Source organism: Acidithiobacillus albertensis (genome assembly GCF_001931655.1).
Classification (GTDB): Bacteria; Pseudomonadota; Gammaproteobacteria; order Acidithiobacillales; family Acidithiobacillaceae; genus Acidithiobacillus; species Acidithiobacillus thiooxidans.
The window spans coordinates 2,612,465-2,625,489 of sequence record NZ_MOAD01000001.1 but is presented as its reverse complement, the minus strand read 5'-3'; the positions used below and the strand labels follow the sequence as shown (position 1 = coordinate 2,625,489).

Annotated in this window: 16 protein-coding genes; 11 read left to right on the top strand and 5 right to left on the bottom strand. The window is 48.0% G+C overall.

All coding sequences use genetic code 11. From position 1 onward, the window contains the following. From BLW97_RS13495 to BLW97_RS20230, 3 genes are all read left to right on the top strand, one after another. On the top strand, positions 1-360 hold a 360-nt coding region (locus BLW97_RS13495; RefSeq protein WP_207650600.1), incomplete at its 5' end, for a hypothetical protein. A gap of 66 nt (positions 361-426) precedes the next feature. Beyond that, complete coding sequence (locus tag BLW97_RS13490; RefSeq protein WP_075323427.1) at positions 427-678, top strand: hypothetical protein; 252 nt, start codon at positions 427-429, stop codon at positions 676-678. A gap of 33 nt (positions 679-711) precedes the next feature. Next, positions 712-1,707, top strand: coding sequence for a methyl-accepting chemotaxis protein (locus tag BLW97_RS20230; RefSeq protein ID WP_075323426.1), 996 nt, complete (start codon positions 712-714; stop codon positions 1,705-1,707). A gap of 15 nt (positions 1,708-1,722) precedes the next feature. On the opposite strand, the gene BLW97_RS13480 is transcribed toward BLW97_RS20230, so the two are convergent. From BLW97_RS13480 to BLW97_RS13460, 5 genes are all read right to left on the bottom strand, one after another. Then, entirely contained in the window at positions 1,723-2,502 is a 780-nt protein-coding gene (locus tag BLW97_RS13480; protein WP_075323425.1) for a PilZ domain-containing protein, read from the bottom strand. A 176-nt stretch (positions 2,503-2,678) separates the two neighbouring features. Next, entirely contained in the window at positions 2,679-4,928 is a 2,250-nt protein-coding gene (locus BLW97_RS13475; RefSeq protein WP_143214888.1) for an EAL domain-containing protein, read from the bottom strand. Positions 4,929-4,988: 60 nt separating this feature from the next. Continuing rightward, positions 4,989-5,153, bottom strand: coding sequence for a hypothetical protein (locus BLW97_RS19495; protein ID WP_158025098.1), 165 nt, complete (start codon positions 5,151-5,153; stop codon positions 4,989-4,991). Between the two features lie 755 nt (positions 5,154-5,908). Beyond that, on the bottom strand, positions 5,909-6,286 hold the full coding sequence (locus tag BLW97_RS13465) for a hypothetical protein (RefSeq protein ID WP_075323424.1): 378 nt from the start codon (positions 6,284-6,286) through the stop codon (positions 5,909-5,911). 201 nt (positions 6,287-6,487) lie between these two features. Further along, positions 6,488-7,279, bottom strand: coding sequence for an autotransporter outer membrane beta-barrel domain-containing protein (locus BLW97_RS13460; protein ID WP_075323423.1), 792 nt, complete (start codon positions 7,277-7,279; stop codon positions 6,488-6,490). 475 nt (positions 7,280-7,754) lie between these two features. On the opposite strand from BLW97_RS13460, the gene BLW97_RS13455 reads away from it, so the two are divergent. The 8 genes from BLW97_RS13455 to BLW97_RS13425 all read left to right on the top strand — a co-directional run bounded on the left by BLW97_RS13455 (position 7,755) and on the right by BLW97_RS13425 (position 12,893). Then, entirely contained in the window at positions 7,755-8,027 is a 273-nt protein-coding gene (locus BLW97_RS13455; protein WP_075323422.1) for an EexN family lipoprotein, read from the top strand. 28 nt (positions 8,028-8,055) lie between these two features. Continuing rightward, positions 8,056-8,316 (top strand): hypothetical protein, encoded by a 261-nt coding sequence (locus BLW97_RS13450; protein WP_075323421.1) that lies wholly within the window; start codon positions 8,056-8,058, stop codon positions 8,314-8,316. An 83-nt stretch (positions 8,317-8,399) separates the two neighbouring features. Next, positions 8,400-8,858, top strand: a complete 459-nt coding sequence (locus tag BLW97_RS13445) for a DUF3568 family protein (protein WP_075323420.1) — start codon at positions 8,400-8,402, stop codon at positions 8,856-8,858. A 29-nt stretch (positions 8,859-8,887) separates the two neighbouring features. Further along, entirely contained in the window at positions 8,888-9,523 is a 636-nt protein-coding gene (locus BLW97_RS13440; protein ID WP_075323419.1) for an ABC transporter substrate-binding protein, read from the top strand. A gap of 47 nt (positions 9,524-9,570) precedes the next feature. Continuing rightward, positions 9,571-9,744, top strand: a complete 174-nt coding sequence (locus BLW97_RS19665; RefSeq protein WP_169829324.1) for a hypothetical protein — start codon at positions 9,571-9,573, stop codon at positions 9,742-9,744. Between the two features lie 73 nt (positions 9,745-9,817). After that, the gene (locus BLW97_RS13435) at positions 9,818-10,753 is read left to right on the top strand and encodes a sulfur oxygenase reductase family protein (protein WP_075323418.1); all 936 of its coding nucleotides are present in this window, start codon (positions 9,818-9,820) and stop codon (positions 10,751-10,753) included. A 226-nt stretch (positions 10,754-10,979) separates the two neighbouring features. Then, a complete protein-coding gene (locus tag BLW97_RS13430) occupies positions 10,980-11,429 on the top strand; it encodes a hypothetical protein (protein WP_075323417.1) in 450 nt (149 codons plus the stop codon). Between the two features lie 168 nt (positions 11,430-11,597). Beyond that, positions 11,598-12,893 (top strand): outer membrane protein assembly factor BamB family protein, encoded by a 1,296-nt coding sequence (locus BLW97_RS13425; RefSeq protein WP_207650599.1) that lies wholly within the window; start codon positions 11,598-11,600, stop codon positions 12,891-12,893. Positions 12,894-13,025: the final 132 nt, after the last annotated feature.

Here is a 13,025-nt window from a genome sequence, read left to right as displayed (position 1 = left end):
CCCCCCCCCCGCAATAACCTCATGGGTATAACGGATACGGGGCTGTTGGGGGCGCACCAGATACGCGTACAAGAATCCGTTCAGTACCTCCAGGGGAAGGGCCGTCTGCCGGAGCGGATCTTGGGCCTCGATGATGCAGAACATTGTCATCTGGCCCTGTGGCTGGACCAGTTGCCCGACCGCGCCGCTTTGCCGGTCGAGGTGGATCGGCTCCATCACCGCCTGCACCAACTGCTGAGAGATCATGTCGATCCACCGGGCAGTCCGCCAGCGCGGCAATTAGCTCAGGAGCTGCTGGAAACCAATGCACAGCTGATGGATGCGTTACACCACTTTCTGGGGAATCCCCATGTTCGGTAGGTTAGTGCTCACCACCGGGCCTCAAAGGAAGCGGCCTGCGCGGGACGTTCATGGGGGGTACGCCAGATGAAACCTTCTGTGAAAATCCATTCCCTGCCCGCAGAACGCATCACGCCTTTTCAGAAAAGGGCGCTCACCCTATTGATCGGGGATTCTGGCCTGTCGACCGAAGGTATACTGGATATCCTCCTGATGGAGGCCCTCCTGGGCTATTGCGTTGATCGCAACACGGAGGTCTCTGGTGCTCCGGATATGTCGGCAACGAGAACTCCTGATGTTACCCGTCTACAGGGTTCAGAGATCAGTGACCGTACTTAATGCAGTCGATAAAAATAGCGAGGAGAGATAACCGTGGCAGAGGAAAGCAGGGCGGCATGCGCATTACTGGAATATCTGGAGGCCCAATTGGAAGGCGATGGGCCGCGTATGGAGCAGATCCTTGTCGAGCACCCCGACTTTGAAGCCCTCGCGCAACCCATGATTTCCCGACTATTGGGTTTGCAGGAAAAAACCCATCAACTGGTGGAGCACTTGCGGGCGGTTACCGTCAATGTGGATGGGGCGGCGGCGGATATTGAAACAGCCATGCAGGAAGTGCAACAAAGTTCTGGTCAGGTCAAATCGGCCATTACGGATAACGTGTCTTCGGTGCAGCTGCTGCTCAAAAAGATTCAGGAAATTAGTCGGGTCGTGGGTACTATCAAGGATATTTCCTATAAAACCAATCTACTCGCCTTGAATGCGGCCATTGAGGCAGCGCGGGCAGGAGAAAATGGGCGGGGTTTTGCGGTGGTGGCGGATGAAGTGCGCAGCTTGGCGGCCCATGTTCAGGAAGCAACGGTCGAAATCCGGGAGGGCATGGAACAGATTGCGGATTCCGGAAAAGCCATGCAACAGAAAAACAGCGCGGTTCAGGAGCAGACGGCTGGCGTCGATTCTGTCGTACAGCGCTTATTGGACAAGTCGCATCATCTGCGGAAGATGACCACGCTGTTACAGTTCGAAGCGACACAGGAGACTCACCAGCATTTCGTCGAGGTGGCCTTGCGCGAATCCGAAAAGGGCGCCCAGGCCCTGTCTCCAGATCACCTGCCGCTGCCGATGGATTCTCACGCCTGCCGTCTGGGAAAATGGTACGATGGCACCGGCAGGAAGCAGTTTGCTTCCCTTCGTGGTTTTCAGGAGCTGGCCGTCCCGCATCAGCAGATTCATCAGTTAGCCGTTCAACTCCTGCAGGCGGCGCAAGAACATGCACCCGATTTGTCGGCCTTGCGCGAAGCGCTGCAAAAGCAGCACGAAGCATTCCGAAAGGCGTTATCGGCAATGCATTCAGATTTGTCCGCTTGAGGCTCTGCCAGTCAGTTATTTTAAATAAAACTCCCCCGGACGGAGGGTCCGGGAAGATTCCGAACGTTTTTTGAGTTCTTCGGCTTTTTTGCAGAGATACAGTTGTTCCGCCTTGGCGCGTTGCGGCTGAGTCAGGGTCATTTTGACCGCAACGAGAGCCCGAAAACCGCGCCCCGCAGGCCGGTTGTCGACCCGGACGATGGTGGCGATGGTTTCGCAGGTGCCACACTCGGGAACATCAAACGACGCCAATAGGCTTTCTCCGGGCAGAAAGTCCGTTTCTTCGCTCAGAAAACTGAGTCCGGTCGGACTGAAATCATAAATGCGGGCAATGGCGGTACGGCCATTTTTGCGTCCGAGAACCACGCTGCCTTCGATTCTGACGCGTTTATTATGACGGGTTTGGCGTTTATGGAGGATTTGGGGCATATCGAAATGCAGATCCCCCAGAAAAATGTACTTGAGTGGCGCAATGAAGGTGTAAATGCGGCTGTCTATCTCCAGAAATATCAGGGTGTTTTGATAATGCTCAGCCGGCAGAAGCGGATTTTTCGGGGAAAATACCAAACCACCCTGATCACAGCCCCGGAAAACGAAGTGCTGCCCGTCTTCACTCGCTTCATCAGAAAACAGCATGGCGTCGGCAGCCGTTGTCGTACACAGATGTTCGGGGATATGGTCCTGAATGGGTTCTGCAAATTCTGTGAGAACAGCCTGCTGATATTCGACCATGCTGTGCCCTGCGCGCATGGGCAGCAGCATCCCTAAGTTGGTATCGTCGACGGAAAGGCTCATGGGTTCGCCAGGCTATGTGAAGTCTGTGGATTCCTCTACTGGATAATGGTGTCGTATTCTGCTTATGCACTGTAACAACGAAGAACAACTGTTGCAAATTTGAAACTATTCAGGTGAAACCATTCGGGGGGATTCTGGCTCTGTGTCATTGCTTGTGCCCAAAACAAACGCCGGCGTTAACCCAGCATCCGGGTCATTTCAGCGGCTTCCATGGGTTTGGCAAACAGATAACCCTGGGCATGCTGCACGCCCATGGCATCCAGGATCTCTGCCGTGTGTTGGTCCTCAACGCCTTCTGCGACGACATGGATCGACAAGGTCTTGGCCATGTCTACCATGGCGCGGACCATCTTGTGATGTTTGGGGCTATTGCGCATGGGATCTACCATGCTTTTGTCGAGTTTGATTCCACTGCATTCCAGTTCCACCAGATACTGCAGGGCTGCCGCACCGGTTCCGAAATCATCCAGCGAAAAATGCAGGCCCAGTTCACGACAGGCCCGGATCATGGCTGCTGTGGCTGGAATGTCACGTAAGGCGACTCTCTCGACGATCTCTAACCAGAGGTGATCCTGCTGCAGTGTGGGGTGACGGCGCAGAGTGTCTTTGAGAAAATCCAGTAATGTCTTGTCTTCGAGTTGTGAGGCTGCGAGGTTGATGTGCACATCCAGGCAGTGCCCCTGGCGATGCCATTGTGCGGCCTGTGCGCAGGCTGTCTCGATGACCCAGTGACCGACCGCCTGCATCAGGGGAAGGGACTCCAGGATTTCCAGAAATTCCCCAGGACTCAGCAAACCTCGGGTCGGATGTTGCCAGCGCAACAGCGCTTCAGCCCCGCTGATATGGCGCGGGGACAGAGTGACAATGGGTTGCCAGTGCAACCGGAATTCCCCCCGGTCAAGGGCATGCCGTAAATCATGGACGAGCGCTTGCCTTTCGGCCAGGGCCTCGCCAATATCATTATCGTAAAACTGCCATTGATCGCCGCCGGCCTGCTTGGCGGCATACATGGCGAGATCGGCATGATGGACGATCTCTTCGGCACTTCCGTCATCGAAAGGATAGACGCTGATGCCGATGCTCGCACTGAGCGGCAGGGCGAGTTCCCCCCTGTGGACATCCCGGTGTACGGTTTCCACCATTCTTTGGGCGATGGCTTCCGCTTCGCTGATGTGGGTCATATCTTGCGCGAGCACCATGAATTCATCGCCCGCATAGCGCAAGACACTGTCTTCGCCGCGCAAGGCGCTGCGTAAATCGTGTGCGACCTGCTGGAGGGTTTCATCGCCGACATGATGCCCGAGGCGATCATTGATGGGTTTGAAGCCATCCAGATCCAGAAAGAGCAGGGCAAACAAACACTGGTGGCGTTCCGCGCGGGCCATGGCCGCCGTGATCCGTTCAGTGACCACGCGACGGTTGGGTAAACCGGTCAGCATATCCCGGGTAGCGAGCCCTTCCATGCGTATTTCGAGTTTTTCGCGGTGCAGATTGGCCCCCAGCAGGTCGGTGATGAGGCGCAGATGATCCCAGCGGTCTTCCGGAATGCGTGTGGGCGGTTGGCTCTGAAACCAGGAGATCGCCAAAACGCCCTGAAGGCCTTCTGGACCGGGAATGGGGATGGCCAGACTCCCCCGCAGACCGGCATCGACAAATTCGGGCATGGCATACATGGATTGGGGATAGTCGGGGACATAAACCGGCTCTCCCCGCTGCAAGGCGGCACCGGATGTGCCCAGATGATCGGGGAATGACCAGCTGGCAAAGGCCTGATAAGCCATCGGCAGACCATGAAAAAACCGATACTGGAGTTGTTGTCCTTCTGTCTGGCAGAGCAGGCCAGCACCATCGGCCTGGGCCTCCATAATGGCCAGTTTCGCGGCTTCATGGAAAAATGCCTCCAGATCATAGACCCGGGCCAGTTGACGCAGCGCCAGAATGGCATCGTGCAGGCGTTTGCGTTCATAGGCCGTGCTCATCGCATATTGGCAGGCATCCAGCAAACGCAGTAGGGGCGTGATCCCGGCTACCGGGTCGGTCTGTTCCGTCACCGCCACACGAATGGCTTCACGGGTAAGAGACGTGCGCAGAAAAGTGAAAGTAGCCCAGATTTGCGGCAAAGGAATGGCCAGCTCGATATGCCGCTCTCCCATATGCCGCTGGGTATTCCAAAAAGCGCCATCGTAGGGACCGGCAAACAGCTTCTCCAGCCAGTCTTTTTGCATGGCCCGCAAACGGGCGGCCTGATCTGCGTCGCCGGGCAGGTTTGGGGTTTCGGTTTGGCTTTGTATGTGGTTGTACAGATCTTCGGCCAGTTGCGCCAGAAGCGAGCGGAGGGTAGTCCCAAGACGTTTCAGGAGCAGCGTGTCCTGTTCCGAGAAGGCGACCGGTGCGGCACTTTCGGGTCCTGCGGATGTCGTCGTCACCAGATGCGGTCCAGACCTGGATGGCAACCGTGCGCGGATTTGGCTGCGCCAGTTGGGGAGTTATCCGGTTTCGAGATCATCTTCCCGCCCTTTCTCCAGCAATATACGGAGTTCCGCATCCACCACCAGGGTCTCAATGGTGTCATTCAGAGCGGTCCCAAAGTGGATATTCAACTGTTGCAAGGCCTGCAGCCTGCAAGGCTTGCCACGCGGCATCGGACACATGCACATTGACCTGATGGTTCCGAGTGGGTGGCGTTTTTTTACGGACGCAGTGGGGCGTTTTATGGGTACTATCGGCATCCATGATCATTTCCTGTCAGGCCAACCGCCCGATCAGTATGTGACTGCATATAACTCCGGTCAAATCTATCTGGAAACAAATTTCTTCTGGTGGTGGAGGCCGCGCCTACCCTACTCATGGCTAACACCGGGGCGGTGCATGGTCAGAGCTTGTGATCGTTCAACTTTCAGCAAATGCCAAAGTGAATCTCCTCCAAACCGGATGATGTCTAATGGAAAAACTCATTGTTTCTTGATCGAGTCCAAGGAATACCCTGTTGAAATGCTCAACTGTAGGTCATAGGTGTTTCACTACGACCTTTTATTCGTGGGGGATGATCATGACGATTGTTACCAACTTTATTTGCACAAAATTTAGGGGCTTTGATCTTGAGCGGATGAAAAGTTACCAACTTTATTTATTTTTGAAAATCTCAATACGCTAATTTTAGGGGCCTATAACTTGAAAAAGTTACCAACTTTATTTGCATGCTACAGGTGGATCGATACATTAGTGAAGCAACACCAAAATAGTATATTAATGAAAGAGCATTCGGGACTACTATGACAAAAACAAGGAGTTTATATTTTATCTTCATGCAGTGGTCTCGTTTGAAAGAAATAACAGCCTCTCATCAATCGATGACAGACTGATTTCTTCTGTACAGGCACCATACGGGGCTGATAGTTCTCATAAACTACACATGGTGTCGAGGAGCCATTACCCTAATCGAGCTATTAATCTGTGACCGGTTAGATAAAAACCATTTAATAGCGGTAAGTTCGTCCATCAATTGACTTAATGAGCATTGTAATTCTAAATTCTTGTCTTTAGCACGGGCATCTTCTAACATTAAAAAAACTACATGCTCAATGTCTAAAATATCGTGCTCCAGAACTTCCCCGTTATTACAGCTTGCAGGCATATCGTTGAGATCAATTAGCTCATTTAAGCCTGTAACTAACTCACGTAAACCGTCGACTAGTAGATAGCGACATTCCTTATCTGCACTGGCTACCAGAGCAACATGAAACAATCCGTTGAACAGCATTTTGGATAATTTGAGGTTACGCATTTTGTCCTCCTTTCTGCTAATATATGAAAAATCTAATTACATTCTGCTTCAGGATAGATTGGTAAATAATAAAACAACAACATTACAGATTATTACGCTGGGGATGACTTTATCCGAAACCTCTAAGCCAGTAGATCTAACAGCATTAAAAACAACTGTTAGTTCATAAAAAAGTCATATCATCGTACTAAAAATGTTTGGTTAGAAGTTATAAGCAACACCTACCATACCCCGCAAGCTGTTTACCCGCGTCTTAACGTTGATGGGGCCGAATTGTTTGGAGGCCAAGTAGCGATCGTAATTCACCCCGACGAATCCACTGACATTCGGCAGGAAGCGGTAACTTAGTTTGCCACCCACCTGGAATACATTGGCTGATGGAACGCCGCCAGGCTGAACGGACAAATCAGAAAAATTCACTTTTTCATTGGATGATATGCCCACCATATAGCCGGCATGGGCAGACAGGGTGAGGTCTTGAACAGGTTCCATGGCAAGAAACAATCCACCACCGATGGCATTATTATTGTAGGTAGTATTTCCGAAGTTGCCATTATCACCAATCCCTAATTTGAACTGCGCGTACTGATAGCCAATATAGGGGCCCACTATCAGATTGTGACCAAACTGAAACCCCTTGCCCAGCCGCGCATTAAAAGCCATGGAATGACCACTGTTGCTGGTATTTCCATTACTATCACCAATAATGGGGCTAAACCCATAATTAAACCCTAGATGCAAGAGGACATCATCCTGACTGATCCCGTTCAGTACCACACCAACACCACCCGAGGTGTTTCCACCAGCAGCGGGTTTCATGGATTTAAAGGACTGTGCGAAATCTTGCGTATTAAAAGAGTTGTATGAATCGGGTGTACCGATAGCCTCCCCGTAAATGCCGATATAGTTCAGACCATGTTGAAGTGGGCTGGCAAAGGCCAATACGGGGAACACACCCAGTGCTGCGCAACCAATCAAAGCAATAGTTTTCATTTGATTCACCTTTGTGCAAATTGATTTATATACTATAGTAAATATTTTACAGCTTATCAAATTTTGTATCTATCTGAAAAATAAATAAGTTATTTGTATTGTTTTAATTATATTCTTATTTATGGTGATGTTGTATTTTTATTTTATTGCTTGCCTATGCCCATTTCTCAGCATCATTATCTGCTCTATGCTATTCATTTTTGTGCAATGAAATTCTTATGTTGATTGTTTCATATCAACGACAAAGTAAATTTATAATGTATGTTTTAGATCTTCAGTAACCCGCCATGATCATTGTTAATAAACAGTAATCAAGGAAATATGAGAAAGAATCAATAAGTCGCCAATTAGCTACAGCAACGTTATTGTAATCAATTTTTGACAATGTACCAGAATTAATCGACAATAAATCAACGTACCAAATTAGCTGAATCTTAAATCCAGTTATCTACGTGGAGAAGGAGAAAGTGAGAATATGAAAATATCAAAATTGTTTTTTCTAATACCGCCGTTATTCGGGATGGCTCTTGCCGGTTGTTCAGCTGTTTCTCAGGGGCCCCAGGGTGGTCATCCAGTTTCCTGGTATTTACATCATCAGAAAAAAATGTCGCAGGAAGTAGCCTGGTGTAAAAACAGTGCCAGCCGAGACAAGTTGGAATCCTGCAAAAATGCTGAAAAAGCCTCTGGTAATGCATTGTCTTATAACGCCAACAAAACTCTACATAGTTTCGGGAAAGCCTTGCCTTGAGGTGTGTTAATTCAAAGGAAAAATTATCATGAATGTATTGAAAACGATGAAGACGCTCACTCTGTCAATGACCATGTTGACCCCTCTGGCCCTTGCCGGGTGCGGAGGCGGCCCTAGCGCCAAAGCCGAGTCAGCGCAGAATAATGCACGCGCTGCCCAGGAGACAGCCAATCGGGCCTTGGCGAAAGCCGACGCGCTAGAGCATAAACAAAATGAAGCATTAAACCGGGCAGACGCTGCGCAACAGACGGCAAACCAGGCAGATCGGGCAGCGAGCGGTACTCAGTAAGCTGGAATAGAGCGTCATGCTCGTTGAGTAAGATCCTGGCGCCCTATCCGTTCCATACTTACAGCAAACACAAGGAATGAACAATGCGTATTCAATATCCAAACTATGGGAAACAACTCGGCTGGATGGCTGCAGTTCTCTGTATGGGGGCGGTATTGCCTTTAAGTGGCTGCGTCGCTATCGCTGCAGCCGGTGCGGGAGCCGGCAGCGTTGCTGCTGTCCATTCAGGCGTTCTATCCGACTATCACGCCTATTATCCAAGGCCGCACGGAACGGTTCAGGCTGCCGTTCTGCATGTTTTCCCGAAAATGCATATTACCTATGTGGGTAATGTGAAGAAAAATCCAGACAAATGGATCATTGATGGGAAAACGACAGCAGGCACGGATGTCAGCGTCATTTTGAAATCCACGAGTCAAGAGGTTACCAAAGTGACGATGGGTGTTGGTCTGTTTGGCAATAAAACCCTCTCCAGACAGTTTTTCTCGCTATTGAACCAGACGCTGGGTGTCCAGGCTACCGTCAAGGCCCCGCCTATTTGATTTCTGGCGGATGAATAAAGGAGATGAGGATGAAATTTTCAAAACGTACAGAAAACCAAAAATTTTGGGGTGCTTGTATAGCGATATTCATGTTGGGTACAGGAAGCGCTATTGCCTCAACAGGTAATGCGCCCGACAGCGTCGTGGCCAAGCTCAACATGGCGCTCATACACTCCATGAAAATGGGGCCATCCAGTAGCTATGAGAGTCGTTTTCACGCATTGTATCCCGAAATGATCCAAGCCTATGATTTTCCAAAAATCGCGCACTACAGCCTGGGGACCGCGTGGGATACGCTGTCTGCTCCGGAAAAGAAGCAGTTTGTGCAGGCACTGACCCATTATTCTGTGGCAAATTATGCCGCGCATTTCACCCATTACGCCGGTCAAAAGTTTAGCAGCCCCGTCTCCAAGAGCGTGCTTGGCCACCGAATGATGGTCAGCAGTACGTTGAAGTCCGGCAATGGCGGTAAAAACAACACGTTTGATTATCTGCTCAGCCAAAACCATGGCCAATGGAAAATTGTCAATGTAACGACAGATGGGGTCAGCAACCTGGCGATGCAGAAAGCGGAATTTACCAGCACTCTGAAAAAAGGTGGGATTCATGCACTACTGAATGAGCTCGATAAACACTCGGAAAAGTTAGCTCACGCAGCCCAGTAATAGCCAAGGTCGTGTTGCTGAATAATCTATCAACTAAGGAGAGTTTTATGAATAAAACGCAGGTCAAAGATGCCGTCAAAGAAGTCGCCGATAAAATTACCGGAAACGCTCAGCAAGAGGCTGAAGTTAAAGACACAAAGGAAACAGGAGAAGTACAGGAAAAATGGGTGATTTCAAAGAGAGGTTCTCTGATTAAATGTTTTCCTGTCATCTCTTATTGAGGATATTATAGGTGAATTAATCGGTAATTCACTTGTCTAACTTGTTCCATGAGTAACAACTGGAGGTTAATATATGAGTAAAAATCCTATTATTGCCATCAATCAGTCAAAAGTAGCCAATCGACCGGAAAGTTATGAAACCATGATGAAGGTTGGGCCCAAGGTTTGTATCACTACGGCCTCGCATCCCGGGTTTTTAGGTTTTGAACAATTATTGCAGACGGGCATTCATCCCATGGCTGGGCGCTATGGTGGTGGCGCTATTGATATGCATGAAACCCTGAATCCTATTTCCATGTTTCAGTACACCGTATGGAAAGACGTGAAGTCGCATGAAGAAATGCATCATGAAAACTTCAAGGAAATCTTTGAATTATGTGGAAGCTGCCTGGATATGGTCATAGAGGGACCATGGGAACCCTATTATGAAGTCATTCGTTCCGATCTCCCCCTGATTATGGGTATGACCGATATCCCTGCAGCTTTAGGAAAGTCTTTCGCAGAGCAGAAGCCCGTGCCTAAAGTGGCATTATCGGCAAAGCGGACTATTGCCATTGGTGACCATTGGGTGATGGACGGGCATGAGGGAGATTTTGAAAAAGGGGCCATAGAGACGCTCACCTGGATGAAAGAAAATGTTCCGGGCATGATCGGCTGGATGATCATGAAACAGTTTGGCGTTTCTGCCATAGGATCCTTTCAGTTTGACCCCAAAGGGATGCTGAAGGCCACACTGGGTGCCAACCCACCAGAGTACAACACCAACTATGGCAGCCAGGTGCCTGATAAGCCGCTGATTCCGGGCCAGAAGCCAACGCAGTACTTGGTGCATATGGAATGGGAGTCTCCCGAACATGCACATATGGGCATAGCCCATGCGATGCTGGATTACGAGTTGCGGCAGATTCACAATGAAGGCGTACTTGCCCATTTGGACAAGGGGCCTTACTACATGCTATTTGGACCCATGATGGAACAGGGACAATGGCGTAAGAAATTAGTAATTTAATGGCAAGCTGGAAATGATCTGTCATTTTCACTTACAGATCTGAACTTTTCAAAAACAGCCCCTGGGGAATTGCTTCGTAATGGGCAATGAAGGGGCTGTTCATCATGGTCATTTAAATCGAATGGTAGGTATTTGATAATACTTGCCAATAAATATAAAAAGATAATTTTTTATCAGTACTTTTGCGAACTAATATTTCTCGCTTTGTTAATCACGTGGAGTGCGTATGAATCTTAAAAAAATAAAAAAGATAATGCATATTTGCATCGATTCCTTTTCAGAGATTTCCATATTAAGCATTCCCGTGCTTATTTATTTGTTTTTTATTGTGATAAGAATATATTCTGGGAATTTTACTGAAATTGCCTTGGAAATGTCTTTGATGTCTATTATCTACTATTCTGATTCGGTATTGATTGCAAAACGTATTAATCATAATACATGGAATGTCGCAATAAATGTGATGTTGATAGTCCTGATCATATTTGCATCTTCATTGTTTACTTTGGAGCTTCTTGCCAATGGGACTAAAACAGCGGCACTGGTGTTTCAAAAAAAATCAGATGCTTATATCGATATGCAAATTGCCAATATTATGCTTATTGTTGGCGGGTTTGTTGCCAACCTTGTATTACGCATCGTTGTGAGGATTCAGGGAAATGTAGTCGGAGAGTAATAAAGATGATGAACTCTATATTTGACGGTGCTTATGAAAATAACACGGTCCTATTGTTTGTAAAAATATCATTTTCTATAGCACTAACAGATTAAATAAAAAAATCACAGGTGATTCGCTTGAGTTGATTGTTAACCATGGTGGCCAGAAATGAGAATGAACAGGTTATTGTCTATCACCACAAAAAAAATTAATACATTGAAATATGTTTGGTTAATAGTTGTGATTCTATATCTTGCAACTGCGCCCATGGCTATAGCTTCGGCATCGTCAGTGAATCAATTTGAAGATAATATTCACCACCTGAATACATCGAATCAGAAATTGGGAAGTTTTACAATAAATTTAGGTGAAAGAATTATCGCCCCCATCAATATCCGCAAAAATAATCTGTTTATAAGCGCTGGAAGATCAAAACCTCAACAAGGAAAGGTCGTCAGAGTTGACGGGGAAAATGGTCGGATAATTTGGTCCACAAAATTACCTAATATCAGTATGACAGAACCCATTGTTACTCGGCATTTGGTCATTGTTGGAATGGGTGGAAAGCGCATGTTTGCGGTAAATAAAGGTTATTCTTGCCGTTCACCCTACCCGCATGGAGTGATAGCGCTTCACAGGAAAACAGGCCATATTGCCTGGGAACATTTGACCCACTGTCAAGTTATGCCAACACCTGCGTATGTAAATCACGAAATCCTTGGCCCTGATGGCGGTGGTCATTTCTTTTCTTTGAACGAGAAAACGGGCCATATTCTATGGAAAACAAAAATTGGTGGTTGGTCAGCAATGTCTTCACCTCTGCATGCACAGAATCAGCTTTATTTTGGGACTGACAATTCATTTACAGACAAAAATTATTTTTATGATATCGATTGGCGAACTCATAAGGTGGTATGGTCACAAAATCTTTCTCATGCTCAAAATCTCGCTGAAGCATCTCCAGTCCTCTCTCATGGAATTGTTTATACAGCATATATGCGTAATCCACCATATGCTCCGTTGCAGATTATCAACCATCTCTGGCGACATGAAAAGATGAAATACTTCACCTTTCAGGTTGTTGGTATGCAGGCAAAAACAGGTGATGTGATCTTTAATAAAACCATTTATACAAAGAGGCTGCCTCCCAACTCATGGATACATCAACGTCTACTGGATGAAAAGTACTATTGGTCCAACTGGACTATTGCAGCCATCCGTAGAGTGGCGCACTTTTTAGACATCCCCGTTCATTTTTCCAAGATGTCCAATCATGATCCGGAAAAGGCGGGAATTTATGATCCTCCACTCACTGCTTGGCATCGTACTATCTTTATAGAGCCTCGGATAACTCATACATTATACGCTTTGAGAGTTGGAGCCGGGCGTTTACTTTGGTCTGTTGATACTGGAGAAGATGTCAGTAATCCTAATATTTATAATGGTAAATTATATTTAGTCAACGGCTCTTCGTCAGATTGAGTGGGTAGGGGGTAGAATGCTGTGGAGCGGTCGTGCCCTGAATAGGAGTTAGCTGATGGTCCCTGAAGAGCTGTTTTCTCTCGCGTTAGGATTGGTTCCGCCGTGGTTGGTGGATCATGTGACTTTCACGGT

What these genes read in the sequence shown, in the direction of transcription:
- BLW97_RS13490 (WP_075323427.1), top strand. Translation starts at nt 427, where the DNA reads ATGAAACCTTCTGTGAAAATCCATTCCCTGCCCGCAGAACGCATCACG.
- BLW97_RS13480 (WP_075323425.1), bottom strand. Translation starts at nt 2,502, where the DNA reads ATGAGCCTTTCCGTCGACGATACCAACTTAGGGATGCTGCTGCCCATG.
- BLW97_RS19495 (WP_158025098.1), bottom strand. Translation starts at nt 5,153, where the DNA reads ATGTGTCCGATGCCGCGTGGCAAGCCTTGCAGGCTGCAGGCCTTGCAA.
- BLW97_RS13465 (WP_075323424.1), bottom strand. Translation starts at nt 6,286, where the DNA reads ATGCGTAACCTCAAATTATCCAAAATGCTGTTCAACGGATTGTTTCAT.
- BLW97_RS13460 (WP_075323423.1), bottom strand. Translation starts at nt 7,279, where the DNA reads ATGAAAACTATTGCTTTGATTGGTTGCGCAGCACTGGGTGTGTTCCCC.
- BLW97_RS13455 (WP_075323422.1), top strand. Translation starts at nt 7,755, where the DNA reads ATGAAAATATCAAAATTGTTTTTTCTAATACCGCCGTTATTCGGGATG.
- BLW97_RS13450 (WP_075323421.1), top strand. Translation starts at nt 8,056, where the DNA reads ATGAATGTATTGAAAACGATGAAGACGCTCACTCTGTCAATGACCATG.
- BLW97_RS13445 (WP_075323420.1), top strand. Translation starts at nt 8,400, where the DNA reads ATGCGTATTCAATATCCAAACTATGGGAAACAACTCGGCTGGATGGCT.
- BLW97_RS13440 (WP_075323419.1), top strand. Translation starts at nt 8,888, where the DNA reads ATGAAATTTTCAAAACGTACAGAAAACCAAAAATTTTGGGGTGCTTGT.
- BLW97_RS19665 (WP_169829324.1), top strand. Translation starts at nt 9,571, where the DNA reads ATGAATAAAACGCAGGTCAAAGATGCCGTCAAAGAAGTCGCCGATAAA.
- BLW97_RS13435 (WP_075323418.1), top strand. Translation starts at nt 9,818, where the DNA reads ATGAGTAAAAATCCTATTATTGCCATCAATCAGTCAAAAGTAGCCAAT.
- BLW97_RS13430 (WP_075323417.1), top strand. Translation starts at nt 10,980, where the DNA reads ATGAATCTTAAAAAAATAAAAAAGATAATGCATATTTGCATCGATTCC.